22 protein-coding genes and 1 pseudogene are annotated in these 20,951 nt (G+C 70.6%); 10 read left to right on the forward strand and 13 right to left on the reverse strand.

What is annotated here, in order from left to right; translation table 11 throughout:
* The 3 genes from BMZ47_RS24140 to BMZ47_RS24150 form a co-directional block, all read right to left on the reverse strand.
* On the reverse strand, window positions 1-959 hold a 959-nt coding region (locus BMZ47_RS24140; protein WP_139221056.1), incomplete at its 3' end, for a polysaccharide biosynthesis/export family protein.
* Window positions 960-1,186: 227 nt separating this feature from the next.
* On the reverse strand, window positions 1,187-1,345 hold the full coding sequence (locus tag BMZ47_RS29045) for a Flp family type IVb pilin (RefSeq protein WP_244424238.1): 159 nt from the start codon (window positions 1,343-1,345) through the stop codon (window positions 1,187-1,189).
* A gap of 290 nt (window positions 1,346-1,635) precedes the next feature.
* On the reverse strand, window positions 1,636-1,887 hold the full coding sequence (locus tag BMZ47_RS24150) for a DUF3072 domain-containing protein (RefSeq protein ID WP_007565930.1): 252 nt from the start codon (window positions 1,885-1,887) through the stop codon (window positions 1,636-1,638).
* Window positions 1,888-2,064: 177 nt separating this feature from the next.
* On the opposite strand from BMZ47_RS24150, the gene BMZ47_RS24155 reads away from it, so the two are divergent.
* The 7 genes and pseudogenes from BMZ47_RS24155 to BMZ47_RS24185 all read left to right on the forward strand — a co-directional run bounded on the left by BMZ47_RS24155 (window position 2,065) and on the right by BMZ47_RS24185 (window position 7,779).
* On the forward strand, window positions 2,065-2,640 hold the full coding sequence (locus tag BMZ47_RS24155; RefSeq protein WP_091864645.1) for a gluconokinase: 576 nt from the start codon (window positions 2,065-2,067) through the stop codon (window positions 2,638-2,640).
* A gap of 3 nt (window positions 2,641-2,643) precedes the next feature.
* Entirely contained in the window at window positions 2,644-3,465 is an 822-nt protein-coding gene (locus BMZ47_RS24160; protein ID WP_091864559.1) for a Cof-type HAD-IIB family hydrolase, read from the forward strand.
* A 187-nt stretch (window positions 3,466-3,652) separates the two neighbouring features.
* Window positions 3,653-4,615, forward strand: a complete 963-nt coding sequence (locus tag BMZ47_RS24165; RefSeq protein WP_091864561.1) for a lytic transglycosylase domain-containing protein — start codon at window positions 3,653-3,655, stop codon at window positions 4,613-4,615.
* 324 nt (window positions 4,616-4,939) lie between these two features.
* Window positions 4,940-5,836 (forward strand): annotated as a pseudogene (locus BMZ47_RS24170) (helix-turn-helix transcriptional regulator); the annotation flags it as partial.
* Window positions 5,837-6,150: 314 nt separating this feature from the next.
* Window positions 6,151-7,014, forward strand: coding sequence for a serine O-acetyltransferase (gene cysE / locus BMZ47_RS24175; protein WP_091864562.1), 864 nt, complete (start codon window positions 6,151-6,153; stop codon window positions 7,012-7,014).
* Between the two features lie 91 nt (window positions 7,015-7,105).
* Window positions 7,106-7,321: a DUF3126 family protein gene (locus tag BMZ47_RS24180; protein ID WP_007565940.1), complete on the forward strand. Its 216-nt coding sequence runs from the start codon at window positions 7,106-7,108 to the stop codon at window positions 7,319-7,321.
* Window positions 7,322-7,449: 128 nt separating this feature from the next.
* On the forward strand, window positions 7,450-7,779 hold the full coding sequence (locus BMZ47_RS24185) for a DUF6949 family protein (RefSeq protein ID WP_007565941.1): 330 nt from the start codon (window positions 7,450-7,452) through the stop codon (window positions 7,777-7,779).
* A 7-nt stretch (window positions 7,780-7,786) separates the two neighbouring features.
* Here the strand turns inward: BMZ47_RS24185 and BMZ47_RS24190 are convergent, their stop codons facing one another.
* Window positions 7,787-8,494: a transglutaminase-like cysteine peptidase gene (locus BMZ47_RS24190; protein WP_091864565.1), complete on the reverse strand. Its 708-nt coding sequence runs from the start codon at window positions 8,492-8,494 to the stop codon at window positions 7,787-7,789.
* A gap of 319 nt (window positions 8,495-8,813) precedes the next feature.
* Here BMZ47_RS24190 and BMZ47_RS24195 point away from each other — a divergent pair, with 319 nt between their 5' ends.
* Entirely contained in the window at window positions 8,814-9,071 is a 258-nt protein-coding gene (locus tag BMZ47_RS24195) for a hypothetical protein (protein ID WP_007565945.1), read from the forward strand.
* A 344-nt stretch (window positions 9,072-9,415) separates the two neighbouring features.
* On the opposite strand, the gene BMZ47_RS24200 is transcribed toward BMZ47_RS24195, so the two are convergent.
* The 9 genes from BMZ47_RS24200 to BMZ47_RS24240 form a co-directional block, all read right to left on the reverse strand.
* Window positions 9,416-10,048: a transglutaminase-like cysteine peptidase gene (locus BMZ47_RS24200; protein ID WP_091864567.1), complete on the reverse strand. Its 633-nt coding sequence runs from the start codon at window positions 10,046-10,048 to the stop codon at window positions 9,416-9,418.
* A gap of 186 nt (window positions 10,049-10,234) precedes the next feature.
* Window positions 10,235-10,471: a hypothetical protein gene (locus tag BMZ47_RS24205; RefSeq protein ID WP_091864569.1), complete on the reverse strand. Its 237-nt coding sequence runs from the start codon at window positions 10,469-10,471 to the stop codon at window positions 10,235-10,237.
* Between the two features lie 124 nt (window positions 10,472-10,595).
* The gene (locus tag BMZ47_RS24210) at window positions 10,596-12,329 is read right to left on the reverse strand and encodes an AMP-binding protein (protein WP_091864647.1); all 1,734 of its coding nucleotides are present in this window, start codon (window positions 12,327-12,329) and stop codon (window positions 10,596-10,598) included.
* Window positions 12,330-12,381: 52 nt separating this feature from the next.
* Complete coding sequence (locus BMZ47_RS24215) at window positions 12,382-12,819, reverse strand: hypothetical protein (protein ID WP_091864572.1); 438 nt, start codon at window positions 12,817-12,819, stop codon at window positions 12,382-12,384.
* 15 nt (window positions 12,820-12,834) lie between these two features.
* A complete protein-coding gene (locus BMZ47_RS24220; protein WP_091864574.1) occupies window positions 12,835-13,611 on the reverse strand; it encodes an enoyl-CoA hydratase in 777 nt (258 codons plus the stop codon).
* On the reverse strand, window positions 13,611-14,504 hold the full coding sequence (gene mmsB, locus BMZ47_RS24225) for a 3-hydroxyisobutyrate dehydrogenase (protein WP_091864649.1): 894 nt from the start codon (window positions 14,502-14,504) through the stop codon (window positions 13,611-13,613). Before mmsB ends, BMZ47_RS24220 begins: the two co-directional genes overlap by 1 nt.
* A 186-nt stretch (window positions 14,505-14,690) precedes the next feature.
* Window positions 14,691-15,752: an enoyl-CoA hydratase/isomerase family protein gene (locus BMZ47_RS24230; protein ID WP_091864576.1), complete on the reverse strand. Its 1,062-nt coding sequence runs from the start codon at window positions 15,750-15,752 to the stop codon at window positions 14,691-14,693.
* Entirely contained in the window at window positions 15,752-16,894 is a 1,143-nt protein-coding gene (locus BMZ47_RS24235) for an isobutyryl-CoA dehydrogenase (RefSeq protein ID WP_091864578.1), read from the reverse strand. Before BMZ47_RS24235 ends, BMZ47_RS24230 begins: the two co-directional genes overlap by 1 nt.
* A 247-nt stretch (window positions 16,895-17,141) precedes the next feature.
* Window positions 17,142-18,638: a CoA-acylating methylmalonate-semialdehyde dehydrogenase gene (locus tag BMZ47_RS24240; protein ID WP_091864580.1), complete on the reverse strand. Its 1,497-nt coding sequence runs from the start codon at window positions 18,636-18,638 to the stop codon at window positions 17,142-17,144.
* A 119-nt stretch (window positions 18,639-18,757) separates the two neighbouring features.
* Between BMZ47_RS24240 and BMZ47_RS24245 the strand changes: the two genes are divergently transcribed.
* Together BMZ47_RS24245 and BMZ47_RS24250 are read left to right on the forward strand one after the other, a co-directional pair.
* Window positions 18,758-19,669 carry a LysR family transcriptional regulator gene (locus BMZ47_RS24245; RefSeq protein ID WP_039903546.1) on the forward strand — a complete coding sequence of 304 codons (912 nt, stop codon included), beginning with the start codon at window positions 18,758-18,760 and terminating at the stop codon, window positions 19,667-19,669.
* A gap of 88 nt (window positions 19,670-19,757) precedes the next feature.
* Window positions 19,758-20,921 (forward strand): iron-containing alcohol dehydrogenase, encoded by a 1,164-nt coding sequence (locus tag BMZ47_RS24250; protein ID WP_007565966.1) that lies wholly within the window; start codon window positions 19,758-19,760, stop codon window positions 20,919-20,921.
* Window positions 20,922-20,951 lie beyond the last annotated feature (30 nt).

Consider the following 20,951-nt stretch of genomic DNA (forward strand, 5'->3'; position numbering starts at 1 on the left):
AGCTTGGTGTTCGGGTTCAGGCGGCGCACCACGCTGGCGGGCTCGAACCGGAAGATGAAGGTCCCGGCCGGGTCGGCGGCGAAGTCCGACAGGCCGCGGGCCTTGGCCAGGGCCTGGGCCAGCGTGATGCCGTCGGCCTGGAACGGCAGCTCGGTCGCCTGGCCGAGCGCGCCCACCGCCAGGAAGGTCTGCGGGTCGCGCACCAGGGTGAGCACGTCGTTGGGCCGCAGGTAGATGTTCTCCTTGGGGTTCGACACCACCGTGGTCAGCGGCACCGTGGCGGTGACCGGACCGCGCGACAGGCGCACGAAGGTCTCGGATACCGGCGAGCGGTTGCCGCCGGCGGCCGCGATGACGTCGAGGATGCGGTCGCCGTGGCCCGAGAGCGGCAGGCGGGCGCCGGCCGCGCCCTCGCCGGTGACGGTGACCGCCTGGGAGATCGGCCGGGTGACCGAGACCAGCACCTGCGGCTGGATCGCCTTGCCGGCGAGCTCGTTCTCGATCAGGCCCTGGACGTCCTGGGGCCGGCGTCCGGCGACCTTGATGCGCCCGGCATAGGGCACCGAGATCGCGCCGTCGCGGCCGACCGGCTGCTCGGGGATGAGGGCGGATTTGGATCCGGCGGAGAAGCGGTCGGCGACGAGCGGCCCGGAGAACAGGCCGCCGGATCCGGCTTCCCAGACCGAGACCGAGACCATGTCGCCGATGCCGATCACCGGCTCGGTGGAGGGGCGGTGATCGCCGAAGGAGGCGAGCAGGCTGTCGAGCGGGCGTCCGCGCAGGGCCTCGACCACGGCCGGGGTGACGTCGATGATCTCGTAGCGCGCGAGCACGCCGCCGTCGGCGGTCGCGACTTCCGCGCCCGCCTCGATCGCGCTCGCCGTCGGTCCCGCCGCGGGCAGATACGTGCAGCCCGAGATCGCCGTCATGGCGAGCAGAGCGAGGGGGAGTTTGCGCATCCAGATGTTGCCCATCGGTTTTGCCGAGCCCGTGCCTAGCCCATAGCGGCTAGGGTGTCCGTAGCGGGTGGGCCACACTTCGCCCGCGACGGGCGAGAGGACGGTTTCATCCTCGCTAAGCACAGCTTTTTCGAGGCGAATCGGGGAAACGTGCCTGGTGCGATCGGCAAACGGCCCGCCGGCGCGCCGCGGCGGCGACCGATCGAGGCGGCCCCGGATCGCCCCATTCAGTCGGCTTGCGTGACGGTGGCGCTGATCTGGTTGTAGATCGGGATCATCCGGGAACCGTAGTAGCGGATGCTGCCGGCCGCGACGATGAAGATCAGCGCGCCGATCAGCGCGTATTCCATCGCCGTGGAGCCGTTCGCATCGCGGGCGAACCCCATGGCCCGGCCGGTCGCGCGGAGGCGGGATCGTCCGTCGGGCGCCCCAGACCTGTCGCAGCTCGGCTCGCCCATCCGTGACTCCGACATCCGCCGCGTCCGGCCGGCCCTTACGCGCTGGCTTCAAGTCTAGCCCGATCCCATTGCCGCCGGCTTAATGGAATCTCCGAAACGCGGCGCATGCGGCGCCCGGCCCCGAAGCGGCGAAGGGCCGGAACCTGGACAGGTCCCGACCCTCGCGGATGCATCGGCGTGAACCGGGCTCCGCCGAACGGCGAGACCCTGGAGAAACCTCAGGCGTGGCCGGCCTTGTGCCGCAGGTCGTCGATCCGCTTGGAGGCCTCGGCCTTGTCGAGATCGGCGTCGAACGCCTCCGGCTCCTTGGCCTCCTCCGACAGGGTCTTGAGATACGAGGCCTGTGCTCCGGTCATCGGCTCGCCGCCGGTGGTCCACTGATCCGGATCCTTGATCTGATTCGACACGTCCTTCGGATCGGTCTTCGGGTTCTCTTGGGTGGTGTCGTGCTTGTCGGCTGCCTTGGCCATGGGATTCCCGTTCCTGAAATGTTCCGTCTTCGCCATCGAGAACGCGGCGCCCTCTCCCGGGGTTCCGGGCGATGTCGGGGTGCGGCCCGGTGTTCCCCAGAAACCTTTTCTTCCCGATCCCCGATCCTATTGATGAGGCGCCGGCGCACGGTTGCGCCCCTGAACACGGTGGTCCGGATGACCTCGGAGAGGCGGATTCATAAAGAGGCGGGCGCGGCCGCTCGCACGGCGCAGGTGCTCGTGGTGATGGGGGTCTCGGGCTCCGGCAAGAGCACGGTCGGCGCGCTGATCGCCGAACGGCTCGGCTGGATCTTCGTCGACGGCGACAGCTTCCACACCCCCGAGCACATCGCGAAGATGCATGCGGGCCACGCCCTGGACGACGAAGACCGTGCGCCGTGGCTCGCCCGGATCGCGACCTGGATCCAGCACCGGCTCGAGGCCGGGGAATCCGGGGTGGTGGTCTGCTCGGCCCTGCGCCGGGCATACCGGGACGTGCTCACCCGCGGCAGCCGGCGCGTGCGCATCGTCTATCTCGAGGGCGACAGGGCCCTGATCGCCAAGCGCCTCACCGAGCGCCACGGCCATTTCATGTCGCCCCGCCTGCTCGACAGCCAGTTCGCGACCCTCGAAGCCCCCGGCCCCGATGAGCGCCCGATCGTCGTGGGGATCGATGAACCGCCGGACGCGATCGCCGATCGCGTCGTGGCGCAGCTCGCCGAAGAAGCCCGCACCACTGCCGGAAGGACCTGAGCCATGGATGCGGGATCGCGCACAGCCTCGGGGATCGCCCTGGTGATCTCCGACGTCGACGGCACGCTGGTGACCGACGACAAGAGCCTCGCCGCCTCGACCATCGCGGCTGTGAAGCGGCTGCGGGCGGCCGGGATCGGGTTCAGCATCGCGTCGGCGCGCCCGCCGGTCGGCCTGAGGGCCCTCGCCGCCGAACTCGCGCTCGACCTGCCGATGGGGGCCTTCAACGGCGCCAGCGTGGTCCGGCCGGACCTCTCGACGATCGAGGAGCGGCTGATCCCGGAGGCCGCCGCCCGCGAGGCCTTGCAGCGCCTCGAGGCCGAGGGCCTCGACGCCTGGGTCTTCGCCGAGGGGGCCTGGTTCCTGCGCGACCCGGACGGCCCCTACACCGACCTCGAGCGCCGGACGATCGACGCCGAGCCCCGCGTGGTCGCCGATCTCGGCACGCTCATGGGCGCGGCCTCGAAGATCGTCGGGGTCAGCCGCGATCACGCCCATCTCGCCGCCTGCGAGGCGCGGATCGGCGCGGCCCTCGCCGAGCGGGCCACGGTGCACCGTTCCCAGGCCTATTACCTCGACGTGACGCCCCCCGGCCTCGACAAGGGACAGTTCGTAACCTGGATGAGCCGCCATCTCGGCATCCCGCCCGAGCGGATCGCGACCTTCGGGGATGCCGGCAACGACCGGCCGATGTTCGCCCGCAGCGGCTTCTCGGTGGCGATGGGCAATGCCGAGGAGGCCGTGAAGGCCGCAGCCAGCGCCGTCACGGAGAGCAACGGTGCCGACGGCTTCGCTCACGGGGTCGCGCGCTTCATCCTGCCCTGACGGGTCCGACCTCGCAGCGTCCTGTGGATAACCGGGATGGTTAACCGACGGCGCGCGCCTGTGGCCGGCGAGGCACAGACGCGCGCCGGGCGGCAGTCGCCCACAGGCTGCCGAATCCGGGCCGCTTTCCGGCCTCATTTCCCCGCGACCTAGCTTGACCACAGAACAAGCAGGACCGGGTCTCGGAATGCATCGCCTTCTCCTGGCTGCCGCTCTCGCGGTCGCGCCCGTCGCCGCCTTCGGGCAGGCCCCGCGCGACAACATCGACGCGCTGATCGAGCAGCAGGCCAAGGCGAACGGTGTCCCGGCGAGCTTCGTCCACGCGGTGGTCAAGCGCGAGAGCAACTACAACCCGAACGCCAAGGGCGGCAGCGCACTCGGCCTGATGCAGATCAAGCACGCGACGGCGCGCAGTCTCGGCTATACCGGCGACGCCGCCGGGCTCCTCGATCCCGCGACCAACCTGCGCTACGGCGTCGCCTATCTGGCGGGGGCCTATCGCACCGCGCAGGGCAACGTCAGCCAGGCGTACCAGTACTACAACCGCGGCTATTACTACGCCGCCAAGCGCCGGGGCATCTCCAGTGAGGTCGCCTCGGTGGTGGCCCCCGTGGCGGCCTCGGCCAGCGCCCTGGCCAGCCTGTTCAGCGGCGGCGTCACGGATTCCAGCGCCGCCTCGACGGCCCTGGCCTACGCGCCCACCGCCGCCACGGTGGCCGCCGCGCCGACCGAGACGGTCGAGGTGCCGCTGCCGCCCCGGCGTCCCGCCGCCCTCGGCGCACCGGTCGATTACGCGAGCCTCTCCGTCGAGCCCGCCTCCACGAGCCCGGCGCCGAGCGCCACCGTGCAGAGTGCCGCGGTCGAGACCGTGGAGGTGCCGCTGCCGCCGCGTCGCCCGGCCGGCCTCGGCACCGCCGTCGCGGAGGCCGCCCCGGCCCAGCTCGCCGAGCTGCGCCTGACGTCGCAGCCGGAGGCCGCCGCGGCACCGCAGGCCGCCGCGATGACGCAGGCGGCCGCCCCGATCTCCGAAACCGTCGAGGTGCCGCTGCCGCCGCGCCGGCCGTCGATCCAGCTGCTCGCCGCCGCGACGCCGCGCCGGGCCCCCGCGGCCGCGCCGGTCCGCGAGGCCACGGCGATTCCCGTCGAGTGATGCCGCACGCGGCAGATGGGCCATCGGACAACCACCGCTTGTCCAACATCTGCCCACACGAGGATCCTGCTCAAGGCTTGACCACCGGGCCGTTCCGCAACACATAGGCGCCACGCCAGCAACAGGGTTGGATCGCCGCCGCAACGGTCCGTCGATCGGTCGAGGCGGCCGGACACAGGCGGCGCAATACAGACTTCAGGGCAGGACTCGCCAGGCTTCGCACGAACGGTCGGGCAAGCACCCGCTCGATCCCAGGTTGCGAAGCAGAATTCATCTTGAAGTGGCAGACATGCAGGGCAAGCACTCTGCTTTCGGGCTGGCAGGAAAGCGGACGACGCCATGACCGGCGTGTTGGAACAGGAATCACTCTTTCTCACGGATCTCGGGCGCCGCGTCAGGCACGCCCGCACCGTGCGCGGTCTGTCGCGCAAGGTCCTGTCCCAGACCTCAGGCCTGTCCGAGCGCTATATCGCGCAGCTCGAGGGCGGTCAGGGCAACGTGTCCATCATCCTGCTCCGGCGGGTCGCCAACGCCATGGGCGTGCGCCTCGACGACCTGATCACCGGCAATGACGGCCTGCCCGACTGGCCGGTGGTGCGCGACCTGCTCGGCCAGGCGACGCCGGCCCAAATCGCCGCCGCCAAGGAAGCCCTGTCCGGCGGCAGCCGCCCGGAATCGAGCGGCCGCCTGCGCGTGGCGCTGATCGGCCTGCGCGGCGCCGGCAAGTCGACCCTGGGCAAGCTCGCCGCCGAGCGGCTGGGCTGGACCTTCGTGGAGCTCAACGCCGAGATCGAGCGCGAGAACGCCCTTTCGGTCCAGGAGATCTTCGCGATCTACGGCCAGGAGGGCTACCGCCGGCTGGAGCAGGCGGCCCTGCGCCGCCTCACCGAGCATCCCGGCCCGCTGATCCTGGCGACCAGCGGCGGCATCGTGGCCGAGCCGCTGACCTACGACCTGCTGCTCCAGGCGTTCTACACGATATGGCTCCGCGCCCGCCCGGAGGAGCATATGAGCCGGGTGCGCGAGCAGGGCCACTTGGCCACCACGGGCGACCATGCCTCGGCGATGCAGGAATTGCGCGCCGTGCTGGCGAGTCGGGAACCGCTCTACGCCCGGGCCTCGGCCACGGTCGACACCTCCGACATCCCGCTTCAGACCATGGTCGACCGGCTCACCGCGGCGATCGAGGCGCGGTTCGGCGAGACGGCGGTCGCGGGCTGAACCGCGCCCGGAACCGGTGACAGCGCCGCCGGTGCGGCATCCCCGGCAGCCCCCGTACCCTTGATCGCCGCATTGCGGCGCACCACGCTATGGCCTCATCCCGACGGGGCCAGCCGGGCTGCGGAACGCACGATGCATGAGACCAAGCGCCTCGCGCATGGCTTCGCGTGTAGGACGATGTGCTAGGATGACCCGCGACGGCGGGGTCCTTCACCTCGCTGGTGGCTGCACCGGAGCTTTGCTGCAGCGCCGGCCGGACCCGTCGTCGGAACAGCGCGGTGCGAGCCCGATAACTCGATCATGAGCCATCGTCCATGAGCGCCAGTCCAGCCCTCAGCCCGGCCTTCAACCACGATTCGGCCGACCTCTCGGTCTGCGATCCGGTCTGGTCGCGGCTGCGCGCCGAGGCCGAGGATGTGCTGCGCACCGAGCCGCAACTCGCCTCCTTCATCGTCGCGACGATCCTCAACCACGCCACCCTCGAGGGTGCGGTGGCCCACCGGGTCGCGGCGCGGCTGGGCCATCCGTCGCTTCCGGCCGAGCTCGTCGCCCACGCGTTCCACGAGGCGATCGGCGCCGATCCCACCATCGGGCAGGCGTTCCGGGCCGATATCGGCGCGGTGATCGACCGGGATCCCGCGACCCTGCGGGCGCTGGAGCCGGTCCTGTACTTCAAGGGCTTCCACGCGCTCCAGGCCTACCGCCTCGCCCACCACGTCTGGACCCGGGGCCGGCGCGACCTCGCGCTCTACCTGCAGAGCCGGGTCTCCGAGGTGTTCCAGTGCGACATCCACCCGGCCGCCCGCATCGGCCGGGGCGTGTTCCTCGACCACGCCACCGGCCTGGTGGTCGGCTCGACCGCGGTGATCGAGGACGACGTGTCGATCCTCCACGCGGTGACGCTGGGGGGCACCGGCAAGCAGCGCGGCGACCGGCATCCCAAGATCCGCCGGGGCGTGATGATCGGCGCCGGCGCCAAGATCCTGGGCAATATCGAGGTCGGTGCCTGCGCCCGGGTGGCGGCGGGCTCGGTGGTGCTGCGGCCCGTCCCGGCCAACACCACGGTGGTGGGCGTCCCGGCGCGGGTCGTCGGCACCGCGGGCTGCGACGATCCGGCCCGCGCGATGGATCAGCTGGTCGCCCTCGACCAGTTCATCCATGTGGGCGACGGGATCTGACCCCGACGCGGCCGCGCTTGCCGCTCCGCCGTGGGCGTGGCAAGCCCTCCGCCGATCCGGGCGTCAGCGCCGACAGGGGAGGCCAGACAGCGTGACCAAAGCCGAGACCGCGAAGCTGCAGGACTACCTGCGCCGCAAGTTCGCCAACAACAACATCCGCCTGACCGCGATGAAGACCGGCGATTCCGCCGAGGTGTTCATCGGCGAGGAGTCGATCGGCGTCATCGCCGACGACAAGGAGGACGGCGACGATTCCTTCGTCTTCCGCATGGCGATCCTCGACATCGACCTCGAGGAAGAAGCCTGACGCACGCGTCGCGGGCCGGGTTCCGCCGGCCCGCGCCTGTGCACGGGTTAAGGCTAACCGGCGTGATTGCTTAACAACCGGTAAATCGTGTGGCTAAACTGCGCCCAACCTTTTTTGGAGCGCGAATAATGGTCCTCACGCCCGCCGCCCTCGAATCCATCCGGACCTTGTGTATCGGTCTGGCGCTCTCGGGGCTGATCGCCAGCGCGTTCGAGCTGTTTGCCGCGCGCCGCGCGAGCTTCAGCCTGCTGGAGCGGGGCGGCCTGCCGGCGGTGGCGGCCCTGCCGATGCTGGCCTTCTCGGCCCCGTTCATCATCCTGCGCAACACCCTGCGCGGCCGCAAGATCGAGGGCCGCCCGATGCCGTTCGTGATGCTGGCCACCGTCATCGCCTGCGGCTGGGGCCTGCTCTCGGGCCGGGTCGCCCTCGACCTCGCGGCGATGCTGGTCGGCGCCTGACGTCCCATCAGGGCTCCGCGGTCGCCACCTGGGCGGCGCCGTCCCGGCCCTCCAGGGAGACCCAGGCCTCGCCGTCCTGGCCGGCGCGCTTGATGAAACTGTAGCCGGTGCGCCGCCACGGGCGGATCGCGTCGGTCTTGTTGTCGAGGATGAAGTCGCCGTGGTCGGTGCGCACCGTCAGCACCGCGTGGCCGGCATTGGTCTCGTCGATCACGACGGTCATCAGCAGGGCCCGCCGGGGCAGCCCACGCTCGGCCAGCATCCGGCGCTTGAGCAGCTGGTAATCCTCGCAATCGCCGAACCCGTCATCGGGAAAGTCCCAGCGGTCGACGACGCCCCAATGCGCCTGGTCGGTGATCGGCCGGATGCGGGTGTTGACCCGGTGGTTGACGCTCCGCAGCGTCCGCCACACCGCCACGGTCAGCGGGATCATGGCGGGCTCCGCGACATCGAGCGCGCATTCCTCGGGCATGCGCGCGCAGAACGCGGTCCAGCCGGCGATCGGGCTGATCGGGCCGTTGGCTTCGTGGGCCGGCGCCCCATCGGGCAGGGTCAAGCGGGCATGGGCGTGGGTGTTGGCGCCGCCCAGCATCAGGATCGTGCCGACCAGGGCGAGGCTCGCGGCCTGCCGGGCTCGGCGCAGCGGCGTGGCCCATCCGCGCCAGTGCGGCGCCACGAGCGCGAGAGCCGGAATCCCACCATCCGCGTGCCGCATGGATCACGCCCCATCGACCGATGATGACGGGAAGGTGACACGCGGGCGTGCGACGCACAATGGCACGGAGGGCGGAGGAAACGCCCGAGGCTGCGTATCGGTTCCGCTTTAAAGGAGTGTTGCATCCGCGTTGCTGCCGGTCGGCGTATGCGCTGGCGGAATGCCCGCCCTGCCCGCTCACGGAAGAGCTTGATTCGAGCCAGCTTTGCCGGCTTGAGACAGGGGATGTCCGCGCTTGGATTCGCGGGTGGATCGAACGTTTCGCAAGAACCCGGCCATCCCCGCGCGGGATCGCCTCAGGCCAGAGAAGGATTTCACGATGCAGCCCGCCATCCAGCAGGTGATCAGAGCGCTCGCCGAGGATGGTCGGGCCGGTGCAATCGGCATCGCCGAGCACGCCGTGGAAGCCTATCTCGCCGGCTCGCCCACCGAGGGCGACCGCGCCCTGTCGCGCGACATCCTGGTCCGCGACCTCGCCAGCCTCCGGGGCATCGCCCCCCACCTCGCCGGCTTCATCGGCCGGGTCGAGACCTTCGTGGCGAACCTCGCGCAGCCCTCGCTGAGCCGCGCCGCCTGAACAGGCCTCGCAGAATCAGGGTTTCAAGGTCCAGAGCCTGAACTTTTCGAGGTTTTGGGGAAGGCGGCGGGCAGTTCACTGTCCCGCCTACGCGACGACGCGCGGCCATCCTGACACCAGTCCCGTCATCCCGGGGCCGCGCAGCGGAGCCCGGGATCCAGAACCACCGTGGCATCAGGATCTTGCGCCGTCGGCGGCTCTGGATCCCGGGCTCGCCTTCAGCGCCCCGGGGTGGAGGCTGCTATGGTGGGAGGATCGCTGTGCGATGCGTCTCCCGCATCCCCAGCCCGCCAAAAGGCCGAGCCTTCTCGAAAACCGTGATCGGTTGAAGATCGAGGACCGGATCAGCGGTTGGCGGTGGTGACCGGCGAGGTGACGCCGCCGAGGGAAACCCAGGCCGTGGCGTCCTGGCTCTCGCGCTTGATGAACACGTAGCCGGTCTTGTGCCAGGCCTCGATCACGTTGGTCTTGTTGTCGAGGATCAGGTCACCCCGGTCGGTGATCAGGGTCAGCACCGCGTGGCCCTCGCCCTTCTCGTCGATCACCACGGTCATGCGCATCGCCCGGCGGGGCAGGCCGGCCTCGGCCAGCAGGTGGCGCTTGAGCAGCTGGAAATCCTCGCAATCGCCGATGCCGTCCTCGGCGAGGTCCCAGCGGTCGGCGACGCGGAGATGCTCCATGTCGGTCATCGGCTCGACCGACTTGTTCACCCGGCGGTTGACCGAGACGATCGTCGCCCAGATCGCCGGGGTCAGGCTGATGCGGGCCGGCTCGCTCCGGTCCACCGCGCATTCGGCCGCGTAGGCCTGGCAGAACGTCACCCAGGCCGCGATCGGGCGGGCATCGCCGAGCACCTTGGCACCGACCTCGGTGGGCAGGCTCGCCAGGGTCTGAGCCTCGGCGGTCGCCGCGAGGCCGAGCAGCACCAGCGCGCCGGCGAGCGTCACCCGAACCGTCTTGAGAAGCCCCGCGCCCATCGAACCGTCCTCGTTGTTGAGGACAGGATTGCGCCGCAGAGCCTCCGCGGCGCTGAAGCGGATCGGCGCAATTTTATCGATTCGCCGATGGCGGCGGCGTCTAGCGCGACAACGTCGACGGGGGGCTTGGGAACCCCGGCAAATCCGCGGCTTCCGGTTCGGAAACCGGAAACCTTGAGGGCTTCTTCAGGGGCCGAGCAGCTTCACGAAGGCGGCACCAGCCCCGAAGAACGCGGCACCGGCCGCCATCCCAGCGAGTCCGATCTGCCAGGGTGCGAGGGCGCGGTCGCGCTCCAGCTTCGCCGCCTCGGCCATCAGCTTCTTCTGCTCGGCCACGAATTTCTGCGACTCTTCGATCGCGCGCAGCACCCGCGTGACCTGCTCGGCGAGATCGAGCGAGTCGGGAGCGGACGTGTCGGCCATCGGCCCTGATTCCTCAGCGTTCCAGTTACGATAACCTGAGGACTCCTCAGCGGGACGGCAAGGGGCTCACAGGCGCCTGAGACGCGGGTCGATCCGGCTGCGGAAGCCGGATCGACGGCCTCCCTCACCCCGCCGTCTGGTCGAGCTTGCGCTCCGTCTCGCCCTTCAGCTCGGGGAAATCCGACTGCGTGTAGGCCCGGCCCCGGTGCGGATCCTCGGTCACGCCGTCATGCTCCAGGCGGCGCAGCTGGACCCGGCGGATCTTGCCCGAGATGGTCTTGGGCAGTTCGGTGACGAATTCGAGGCCGCGCAGGCGCTTGAACGTCGCCAGCCGCGCATTGGTGAAGCGGAAGATGTCGAGCGCCGTCTCCGGGCCGGCCGAGGCGCCGGCCACCAGCGAGACATAGGCCTTCGGAATCGTGTGGCGCATCGGATCGGGGATCGGCACCACCGCGGCTTCGGCCACCGCCGGATGCTCGATCAGCACGCTCTCCAGCTCGAACGGGCTGATCCGGTAGCCCGACGACTTGAACACGTCGTCGGCGCGGCCGACGAAGGTGTAGCAGCCCTGATCGTCCACGAAGGCGACGTCGCCGGTGTGGTAGAGCGCGCCATCCGCGCCCGACAGGTTGCCGCTGCCGTCGTCATAGCCCTGCATCAGGCCGGCGGGGCGGTGGGCGCCGAGTTCCAGGCAGACCTCGCCCTCGCTCGCCGGCTCGCCGTCAGCGTCGAGCACGCGCACGCGATAACCCGGCAGCGGCCGGCCGAGGGCGCCGGGCACCACCGGCTGGCCAGGCGTGTTGGCCATCAGGGCCGTGGTCTCGGTCTGGCCGTAGCCGTCGCGGATCGTGACGCCCCAGGCGTCCTTCACGCGCTCGATCACCTCGGGATTCAGCGGCTCGCCGGCGGCGCAGACCTCGCGCAGAGCCAGCGTCCGGCCGGTCAGGTCCTCCTGGATGATCATCCGCCAGACGGTGGGCGGCGCGCACAGCGTGGTGGCGCGGGTGCGCTCAAGCTGCGTGAGCAGCGCCGCCGCGTTGAACGGCGCCTGGTTGATCACCAGGATGGTCGCGCCGGCATTCCAGGGGGCGAAGAACGACGACCAGGCGTGCTTGGCCCAGCCGGGCGAGGACACGTTGCAATGCACGTCCCCGGGCTGCAGCCCGAGCCAGTACATGGTCGAGAGCGCCCCCACCGGATAGGAGCGGTGGCTGTGGCGCACCAGCTTCGGCTTCGCGGTCGTGCCGGAGGTGAAGTAGAGGAGCAGCGGGTCGTCGGCCGCGGTCGGCCCGTCGGGCGTGAAGGTCTCGGAGGCGCCGAACGCGTCGTCGTAGGCGCTCCAGCCCTCCGTCGCCGGGCCGGTGACGATGCGGATCGCGCCGCCGGTCTCGAGGCCGGAGAAGCGCCCGAGCTGCTCCGGGCCGGCGACGATCGCCCGGGGCCGGCCGCGGGCCAGGCGGTCGCCGAGCTCGTCCGCGGTGAGCAGGGTGGTGGCCGGGATGACCACGGCCCCGAGCTTCATCGCCGCCAGCATGGTCTCCCACAGGGCCGGGACGTTGCCGAGCAGCAGGAGCAGGTGGTCGCCGCGCTTCAGCCCGAGCCCGCGCAGGTGGTTGGCGACCTGGTTGGACCGCCGCGCCATCTGCCCGAAGGTCAGGCTCTGCTCGGCGCCGCTGGCGGCCTCGACGATGTGGAGCGCGGTGCGGTCGCGGCTCTCCGGACCGGCGAGCTCGGTGTCGAACCAGTCGAGCGCCCAGTTGAACGGCACCGGGTCCGGCCAGGTGAAGGCCGAAACCGCCGCCGCGTAGTCTGTGCGATGGGCCAGCAGCAGATCGCGGGCCTCCCGGAAGCTGGGCATGGTCGTTCCCCCGTCGTTCTTGTCCGGCCGGAAGACCCGGCCCATCCCGCCCTCAGGCGGGAATCAGATCCTCGCCGGCCGCGCCGCGCGCGAGGCGCTGCACCATGCCGGCGTGGAAATGGCGGATCTCGTCGGCGATCGCCTCCACCGCGCGGCCGTTGCGGGGGAAGTCGTCGGCGTTGAGCCCGATCAGGCCGGCGGTGTCGCCGGTCTCGTTGTTCTCGAATGGGTCGGCATAGAGCCAGGTCCACCAGTCCCGGGCCGGGACGAGGCGCGCGCCGGGCTTGACCCGCAAAGCCGCCAGGAACCGGACGTGGCGGCGCAATTCCTTGCGCCAGACCGCACGCGTCTCCGGGGCCACGTCGAAGGCCAGCAGCGTCACGCAATGCGCGTTGATGGTCTCCTCCCGCCCGCGCGCCTTCTGGGCCACGATCGCGCGCGAGAAGGCCATCTCGAAGCGGGCTTCGCTATCGCGGTCCAGGACGTCCATCGCCCCTGCCCCAGCTCAGGTGTTCTCGAACCGGGCCGGCCGCTTCTCCACGAAGGCGGCCATGCCCTCCTTCTGGTCCTTGGTGGCGAACATCGCGTGGAAGACCCGGCGCTCGAAGCGCACGCCCTCGGCGAGGGTGGTCTCGTAGGAGCGGTTGACCGCCTCCTTGGTCATCATGGCGATCGGCAGCGACATGGACGCGATGGTCTCGGCGGCCTTCAGCGCTTCGTCGAGGAGCTGGTCCGCCGGGACCACCCGGGACACCAGGCCGGCGCGCTCCGCCTCGGCGGAATCCATCATCCGGCCGGTCAGGCACATCTCCATGGCCTTCGACTTGCCGACGAAGCGGGTGAGCCGCTGGCTGCCGCCGATCCCCGGCATGACGCCGAGCTTGATCTCGGGCTGGCCGAACTGCGCCGTGTCGGCGGCCAGGATGAAGTCGCACATCATGGCGAGCTCGCAGCCGCCGCCGAGCGCGTAGCCCGCCACCGCGGCGATGATCGGCGTGCGCACCCCCGTGAACCGCTCCCAGTCGGCGAAGCGGTCTTGCGCATACATCTCCGCATAGGTCGCGTGCTGCATCTCCTTGATGTCGGCCCCGGCCGCGAAGGCCTTGGCCGAGCCGGTGATGACGATGCAGCCGATGCCCGGATCGGCATCCGCCTCGGTCGCCGCCTGGATCACCTCGCGGGTGAGCTGCGCGTTGATGGCGTTGAGCGCCTTCGGGCGGTTCAGGGTGATCAGCAGGACGCGCCCGCGCGTCTCCGTCAGGATCGTCTCGTACGCATCCATCACGACTCACTCCCTGGGCCGCGAAGCATACGGATGATCGCGGAAAAGTCCTCTCCCCCGTGGCCGAGGCCCTCGAACAGCCCGTAGATCTGCGCGGCCTCGGCGCCCAGCGGCGTCGCAGCCCCCGAGGCGAGGGCGGCGGCCTGTGCCAGCCGGAGGTCCTTGAGCATCAGCGCGGCGGCGAAACCCGGGTTGTAGCCGGCATTGGCCGGCGAGGTCGGCACCGGGCCCGGCACCGGGCAGTAGGTGGTGAGCGACCAGCACTGGCCCGAGGAGACCGAGGCGACGTCGTAGAGCGCCTGGTGCGACAGGCCGAGCTTCTCGCCCAGCGCGAAGGCCTCGCTGACGCCGATCATCGAGATCCCGAGGATCATGTTGTTGCAGATCTTGGCCGCCTGCCCGGCACCGGCCGCGCCGCAATGGAACACGTTCTTGCCCATGGCCTTCAGCAGGGGCTCGGCGCGTCCGAAGGCGGCCTCGCTGCCGCCGGCCATGAAGGTCAGCGTCCCGGCCTTGGCGCCGCCTGTCCCGCCGGAGACCGGCGCATCGACCGACAGGCAGCCCCGCGCCTCGGCGAGGCCGTGGGCCTTGCGCGAAGACTCGACATCCACGGTCGAGGAATCGATCAGCAGGGTGCCGGCGGGCAACGCATCGGCGAGCTGGGTCCAGACCTCGACCACGTGCCGGCCGGCGGGCAGCATGGTGACCACCACCTCCGCGCCCTCGGCCGCCTCAAGAGCCGAGCCCGCCACCGCGACCCCCGCTTCCCGGGCCGCCTCCAGGGAGGCCGGCGCCAGGTCGAACCCGCGCACCGTGTGCCCCGCCTTCACGAGGTTGGCCGCCATGGGACCGCCCATGTTGCCGAGACCGATGAACCCGATGGTCTGTGCCATCATACCCCTCCCATTCGCTTGTTCGTGCCCCTCCCAACCATCCCCTCATCCTGAGGTGCGGCGAAGCCGCCTCGAAGGAGGGCTCCAGGGATCGCGCGGCGACTGGAGGGCTCCTTCGAGGCCCGCCGATCCTATGGATCGCCGGGCACCTCAGGATGAGGGCGTGGTCGGGAGACGCCGCTCACATCACACCGGCCCCGTACGGCCTTGCGAGAAAACCGGCTCCGCCCGTGGCTCCAGCCACCGGGCGATCCGGGCCGGGTCGACCGCGTCGAGGCTCGGCGGGTTCCAGCGCGGGCTCTTGTCCTTGTCGATCACCGCCGCCCGGATGCCCTCGCGGAAATCGCCCTCCTCCAGCAGCGCCAGCGAGGCGTGGAACTCGCGCTCCAGGCAGGCTTCGAGGTTGGGCGAGCGCCGGCCGAGGCGCAGCAGGCACAAGGTCAGGACCAGGCTCGACGGGGATTTCGTCAGCAGCGTCTTGCGGGTCGCCGCCGCGAACTCGGAACCGTCCGCCGCCAGGGCGGACAGGATCTCGTCGATCATGTCGAAGGCGAAGCAGCGATCGATGGTCTCGCGATGCTGTGCCAGGGGCGCCTCGCCGGGATCGCGCGCCAGCCGGTCGATCGCCTCCCGCACGCCGGCATCTCCGGCATCGGGCGGCAGCGCCGACAATGCATCGATCAGGTCCGGCAGGGCCTGGGACGGCACCATCACGTCGGCGAGCCCGCAATAGAGCGCGTCGGCGGCGCCGACCGGCTCGCCGGTGAGGCCGAGATAGGTGCCGACCTGGCCGGGCGCGCGCGGCAGCAGCCAGGTGCCGCCGACATCCGGCAGGTAGCCGATGCCGGTCTCCGGCATGGCGACGCGCGAGCGCTCGGTGACGATCCGGTGGGCGGCATGCCCCGCGAGGCCGACGCCGCCGCCCATGGTGATGCCGTCCATCACCGCCACGAACGGTTTTTCGTAAGCCGCGATCCGCGAATCCAGGCGGTACTCGTCCCGCCAGAAGGTTTCCGCGAAGGCGGTGCCGGAATTGTCGTACAGGCCGCGCAGGTCGCCGCCGGCGCAGAGACCCCGCTCGCCCTCGCCGGTGAGCAGCACCGCGGCGAGGCCGGGATCGGCGGAGAACTGGTTCAGGGCCGCGTCGATCTCCCGGACCATGCCGTGGGTCAGGGCGTTCAGGGCCTTGGGCCGGTCGAGGCGCAGGCGCCCCAGGGCGCCGACGCGCTCGACGATCACATCCGCCATCAGCGTCCCCCGGTCAGCGCGCGAGCGATGATCACCCGCATGATCTCGTTGGTGCCTTCGAGGATCTGGTGCACGCGCAGGTCGCGGACGATCTTCTCGATCCCGTACTCGGCGAGATAGCCGTAGCCGCCGTGGAGCTGCAGGGCCTGGTTGGCGACCTCGAAGGCGGCGTCGGTGACGTGGCGCTTGGCCATGGCGCAGAGCTGCGTGGCCGCCGGGTCCTTGGCGTCGAGCGCCGACGCGGCGTGGCGCAGGAAGGTGCGCGACACCTCCAGGGACGTAGCCATGTCGGCCAACCGGAACTGCAGCGCCTGGAAGTCGCTGAGCCGGGACCCGAAGGCGCGCCGGTCGCCCATATAGGCCAGCGTCTTGTCGAGGGCCGACTGGGCACCGCCCAGCGCGCAGGCGGCGATGTTGAGCCGGCCGCCGTCGAGGCCGCTCATGGCGATGCGGAAGCCCTGGCCCTCCTCGCCCAGGCGGTTCGCCACCGGCACACGGCAGCCGTCGAACCGCACGGAGCGGGTCGGCTGGGCGTTCCAGCCCATCTTGCGCTCTTCCGCGCCGAAGGAGAGGCCGGGCGTCCCCTTCTCGACCACGATCGCCGAGATGCCCTTCGGCCCCGCCGCGCCGGTGCGGACCATGCAGACATAGAGGTCGCTGACGCCGGCGCCGGAAATGAACTGCTTCTCGCCGGTGAGCACGTAATGGTCGCCGTCCCGCTCGGCGCGGGTGCGCAGCGCCGCCGCGTCGGAGCCCGAGCCCGGCTCGGTCAGGCAGTAGCTGGCGATCGTCTCCATGCCCATCAGGGCCGGGATCCAGCGCTGGCGCTGGTCCGCGTCGCCATAGGCGTCGATCATCCAGGCGCACATGTTGTGGATCGACAGGAACGCCGCCACGGTCGGGCAGCCGGTGCTCAGCGCCTCGAAGATCAGCGCGGCGTCGAGCCGCGACAGGCCCGAGCCGCCGACATCCTCGCGCACGTAGATGCCGGCCATGCCGAGCGCCGCGGCCGCCCGCAGGGTCTCGACCGGGAAGATCTTGTCCCGGTCCCAGTCGAGAGCGTGCGGCGCGATATGCTCGGCCGCGAAGCCGAGCGCCATGTCGCGGATCGCGGTCCGATCCTCATCGAGCCCGAAACTCATGGGCGCTTCCTCCAAGTTCATCGCCGAGCCAGCGCAGATTCCTCATCCGCACTGGCCACGATGGTCGCACACCGGCTGCCGTCAGGCGCAACGTGCCCCCTCTCCCGTTCGGGAGAGGGTTGGGGTGAGGGATCAGGTCTTTCCGGACAGGGCGCATCCCTCACCCTGTCCCTCTCCCGCACGGGAGAGGGGACCCGCGCTCAGCCATAGAGCCGCGCGGCCCCTTCTGCCGCCAGGACGCTCGCCCCTACCGCATCGTCGGGATGGAGAACTCCGCCCCGCTCTTGATGCCGCTCGGCCAGCGCTGCGTCACCGTCTTGGTCTTGGTGTAGAAGCGGATCGAGTCCGGTCCGTGCTGGTTCAGGTCGCCGAAGCCGGAGCGCTTCCAGCCGCCGAAGGTGTGGTAGGCGATCGGCACCGGGATCGGCACGTTGACGCCGACCATGCCGACATTGACCCGGGCGGTGAAGTCGCGGGCCGCGTCGCCGTCCTGGGTGAAGATCGCGACGCCGTTGCCGTATTGGTGGGTCGAGGGCAGCGCGAGCGCCTCCTCGTAGTTCTGAGCCCGCACCACCGAGAGGACGGGGCCAAAAATCTCTTCCTTGTAGATGGTCATGTCGGGGGTCACGCGGTCGAACAGCGAGCCGCCCATGTAGAAGCCGTTCTCGTAGCCCTGGAGCTTGAAGCCGCGGCCGTCGACGGCCAGATGCGCGCCCTCGGCGACACCCTGGTCGATATAGCCCGCGACCTTCCGGACCGCCTCGGCGGTGACCAGCGGCCCGTAATCGGCCGAGCCGTCATGCGACGGGCCGATCTTGAGCGACTCGACCCGCGGGATCAGCTTCTCCATGAGTCGGTCGGCCGTGGCCTCGCCCACTGGCACCGCCACCGAGATCGCCATGCAGCGCTCGCCGGCCGAGCCGTAGCCGGCGCCGATCAGCGCATCGACCGCCTGGCCCATATCGGCGTCCGGCATGATGATCATGTGGTTCTTGGCGCCGCCGAAGCACTGGGCGCGCTTCCCCGTCTGGGCGGCACGCACGTAGATGTACTCGGCGATCTGCGAGGAGCCGACGAAGCCCACCGCCTTGATGTCCTCGTCGTCGAGGATCGCGTCGACCGCTTCCTTGTCGCCGTTGACGACGTTGAGGATGCCCGGCGGCAGCCCGGCCTCCAGGAAGATCTCGGCGATGCGCAGCGGCACGCTCGGGTCGCGCTCGGACGGCTTCAGGATGAAGGCGTTGCCGCAGGCGATGGCCGGGGCGCATTTCCACAGCGGGATCATGGCCGGGAAGTTGAACGGCGTGATGCCGGCGACCACGCCGAGCGGCTGGCGCAGGGAATAGACGTCGATCCCGGGCCCGGCGCCCTCGGTGTACTCGCCCTTGAGCAGGTGCGGGATGCCGCAGGCGAACTCGACCACCTCGACGCCGCGCTGGATGTCGCCCTTGGCGTCCGGCACGGTCTTGCCGTGCTCGGAGGCAAGCAGCTCGGCCAGGGAATCGTTCTCGCCGCGGATGAGCTCGAGGAAGCGCATCATCACCCGGGCGCGCTTCTGCGGATTGGTGGCGGCCCAGGCCGGCTGGGCTGCCGCGGCGTTCTCGACCGCGGTGCGCATCTCGGCCTTGCTGGCCAGCGCGACCTTGGCCTGGACCTCGCCGGTCGAGGGGTGGAACACGTCGGCGAAGCGCCCGCTCTCGCCGCCGACGAGACGGCCGCCGATGAAGTGTCCGATCGTGCGCATGAGCGCCTCCCTGTTGTCGTTATCGATTTGGTTTTGGCGCAGCCTAACAGGATCGCTTGAACGATAAAGCCGGATGCGCTTACAGCCGCTGTGCATCGATGCACAGCGGGTTTGCGATCATGAGCCGGACCGGGCGCAACTGGGACGACCTGCGCTTCTTTCTGGCAGTGGCGCGCACCGGCACCCTGAGCGCCGCGGCAGCGCGGACCGGCACCGAGCACACCACGGTCGGGCGCCGGATCCGCGCCCTGGAGGAGGGGCTCGGCGCCCGCCTGTTCCACCGCAGCAACCTCGGCTACGCGCTCACCGAGGACGGCGCCAACCTGCTGGCCGTGGCCGAGACCATGGAGAGCGCCTTCCTGTCGGCCAGCGCCGCCGCGCAGGCCGGCGCGCAATCCGTGTCCGGCACGGTGCGGATCGGCGCCCCGGACGGGTTCGGCAGCGTGTTCCTGGCCTCGCGGATGCACCGGCTGACCGAGCGCCATCCCGGGCTGGAGGTCGAGATCATGGCGACCGCCCGGATCTTCAGCCTGTCGAAGCGTGAGGCCGACATCGTGATCGGCCTCTCGACCCCGCAGCAGGCCCGGGTGGTGGCGCGCCGGCTCACCGATTACCGGCTGTTCGTCTACGGGGCCGAAGCCTACCTCGCCGCGGCGGCGCCGATCACCGCCGTCTCGGACCTCACGGCGCATCCCTTCGTCGGCTATATCGAGGACATGCTGTTCGCGCGCGAGCTGAACTATCTCGGCGCGCTGGAGCCCGCGGTCTCCGCGCGGCTGCGCTCGACCAACCTGCTGGCCCAGGTCCACGCGACCCTGAACGGCGCCGGCCTGTGCATCCTGCCGGCCTTCATCGCGGCGGCCCATCCCGGGCTGGCGCCGGTCCTGCCCGGGGCGGTGTCGCTGACGCGCTCGTTCCACATGCACATCCACGAGGATCACCGGAAGGCGGCCCATATCCGGGCGGTGGCGGGCTTCATCGCCGGCGAGGTCGAGGCGGCGGGCGCGCTGTTCGCCGGGCCGGCGGTGTAAGCGGCGGCGGTTTCGCGGGCCGGCGCCGTGGCCTAAGATCGGCGGAGACCGGCCGACGAGACAAAGCGCCGGGTGGGAGGATCAACAGATGGTCGCCTCGATCGCCCTGCCCCGGCTGATGCGCATCGGCGCCGGCGCCTCGCGGCTGCTGCCGGAGATCCTGGGCCAGCTCGGCCTGTCGCGCCCCTTCGTGGTCACCGACCCGTATCTGGTCAGCAGCGGCCGCACCGACACATTGCTCGAACGGCTCAACAGCGCAGGCGCCCGCGGAACAATCTTCTCCGAGACCGTGCCGGACCCGACCGTGGCCTCCGTGGAGGCGGCGCTGGCCGCGCTCCAGGCCGGCGAGTTCGACTGCGTGGTCGGCTTCGGCGGCGGCAGCCCGATGGACACCGCCAAGGCGGTGGCGGTTCTCGCCCGCCACGGCGGCCACATGCGCGACTACAAGGCGCCCCGCCTGCAGGACGAGCCCGGCCTGCCGATCGTGGCGATCCCCACCACCGCCGGCACCGGCTCGGAGGCGACCCGCTTCACCATCGTCACCGACGAGGCCTCGGACGAGAAGATGCTCTGCATCGGGCTGGCCTACCTGCCGGTGGCCGCTCTGGTCGATTACGAGCTGACCTTGACCAAGCCCAAGCGGCTCAGTGCCGATACCGGCATCGATGCGCTCACCCACGCGATCGAGGCCTATGTCTCGCGCAAGTCCAACCTGTTCTCGGACGGGCTCGCCCTCCAGGCGATGCACCTGATCGCCCCGAACCTGCGCCGGGTCTGGACCGATCCCAGCGACCGGGCGGCCCGCGAGGCGATGATGCTGGGGGCCACCCAGGCCGGCATCGCCTTCTCGAACGCGTCGGTGGCGCTGGTCCACGGCATGAGCCGGCCGATCGGCGCGCATTTCCACGTGGCGCACGGGCTCTCGAACGCGATGCTGCTGCCGGTGGTCACCGCCTTCTCGGCCCCCGCCGCGGTGGCGCGCTACGCCGCCTGCGCCCGGGCCATGGGCATTCCCGGCGTCGACGGCGACGACCGGGCCGCCGTGAACGCCCTGGTGGCGGAACTCGAAGCCCTCAACGACGATCTCGACGTGCCCGGTCCCCGGGAATACGGGATCGACCCGGCCCGCTGGGAAGCGCTGCTCCCGACCATGGCCGCCCAGGCTTTGGCCTCCGGCTCCCCGGCCAACAACCCGGTCGAGCCGACGGCCGAGGAGATCCAGGCTTTGTATCGGCGGGTCTGGGCGGCGTAACCATCGCCCGTTAAAGGCGCGGGTCCCCTC

This window comes from Methylobacterium brachiatum (assembly GCF_900113845.1).
Lineage (GTDB): Bacteria > Pseudomonadota > Alphaproteobacteria > Rhizobiales > Beijerinckiaceae > Methylobacterium > Methylobacterium brachiatum.

Coding starts and splice junctions, on each gene's coding strand:
- BMZ47_RS24205 (WP_091864569.1), bottom strand. CDS start 10,471: ATGGCCGACACGTCCGCTCCCGACTCGCTCGATCTCGCCGAGCAGGTC.
- BMZ47_RS24250 (WP_007565966.1), top strand. CDS start 19,758: ATGGTCGCCTCGATCGCCCTGCCCCGGCTGATGCGCATCGGCGCCGGC.
- BMZ47_RS24235 (WP_091864578.1), bottom strand. CDS start 16,894: ATGAGTTTCGGGCTCGATGAGGATCGGACCGCGATCCGCGACATGGCG.
- BMZ47_RS24165 (WP_091864561.1), top strand. CDS start 3,653: ATGCATCGCCTTCTCCTGGCTGCCGCTCTCGCGGTCGCGCCCGTCGCC.
- BMZ47_RS24195 (WP_007565945.1), top strand. CDS start 8,814: ATGCAGCCCGCCATCCAGCAGGTGATCAGAGCGCTCGCCGAGGATGGT.
- BMZ47_RS24190 (WP_091864565.1), bottom strand. CDS start 8,494: ATGCGGCACGCGGATGGTGGGATTCCGGCTCTCGCGCTCGTGGCGCCG.
- mmsB (WP_091864649.1), bottom strand. CDS start 14,504: ATGGCACAGACCATCGGGTTCATCGGTCTCGGCAACATGGGCGGTCCC.
- BMZ47_RS24185 (WP_007565941.1), top strand. CDS start 7,450: ATGGTCCTCACGCCCGCCGCCCTCGAATCCATCCGGACCTTGTGTATC.
- BMZ47_RS24240 (WP_091864580.1), bottom strand. CDS start 18,638: ATGCGCACGATCGGACACTTCATCGGCGGCCGTCTCGTCGGCGGCGAG.
- BMZ47_RS24200 (WP_091864567.1), bottom strand. CDS start 10,048: ATGGGCGCGGGGCTTCTCAAGACGGTTCGGGTGACGCTCGCCGGCGCG.
- BMZ47_RS24160 (WP_091864559.1), top strand. CDS start 2,644: ATGGATGCGGGATCGCGCACAGCCTCGGGGATCGCCCTGGTGATCTCC.
- BMZ47_RS29045 (WP_244424238.1), bottom strand. CDS start 1,345: ATGGGGTTCGCCCGCGATGCGAACGGCTCCACGGCGATGGAATACGCG.
- cysE (WP_091864562.1), top strand. CDS start 6,151: ATGAGCGCCAGTCCAGCCCTCAGCCCGGCCTTCAACCACGATTCGGCC.
- BMZ47_RS24210 (WP_091864647.1), bottom strand. CDS start 12,329: ATGCCCAGCTTCCGGGAGGCCCGCGATCTGCTGCTGGCCCATCGCACA.
- BMZ47_RS24215 (WP_091864572.1), bottom strand. CDS start 12,819: ATGGACGTCCTGGACCGCGATAGCGAAGCCCGCTTCGAGATGGCCTTC.
- BMZ47_RS24230 (WP_091864576.1), bottom strand. CDS start 15,752: ATGGCGGATGTGATCGTCGAGCGCGTCGGCGCCCTGGGGCGCCTGCGC.
- BMZ47_RS24155 (WP_091864645.1), top strand. CDS start 2,065: ATGACCTCGGAGAGGCGGATTCATAAAGAGGCGGGCGCGGCCGCTCGC.
- BMZ47_RS24220 (WP_091864574.1), bottom strand. CDS start 13,611: ATGGATGCGTACGAGACGATCCTGACGGAGACGCGCGGGCGCGTCCTG.
- BMZ47_RS24150 (WP_007565930.1), bottom strand. CDS start 1,887: ATGGCCAAGGCAGCCGACAAGCACGACACCACCCAAGAGAACCCGAAG.
- BMZ47_RS24245 (WP_039903546.1), top strand. CDS start 18,758: ATGAGCCGGACCGGGCGCAACTGGGACGACCTGCGCTTCTTTCTGGCA.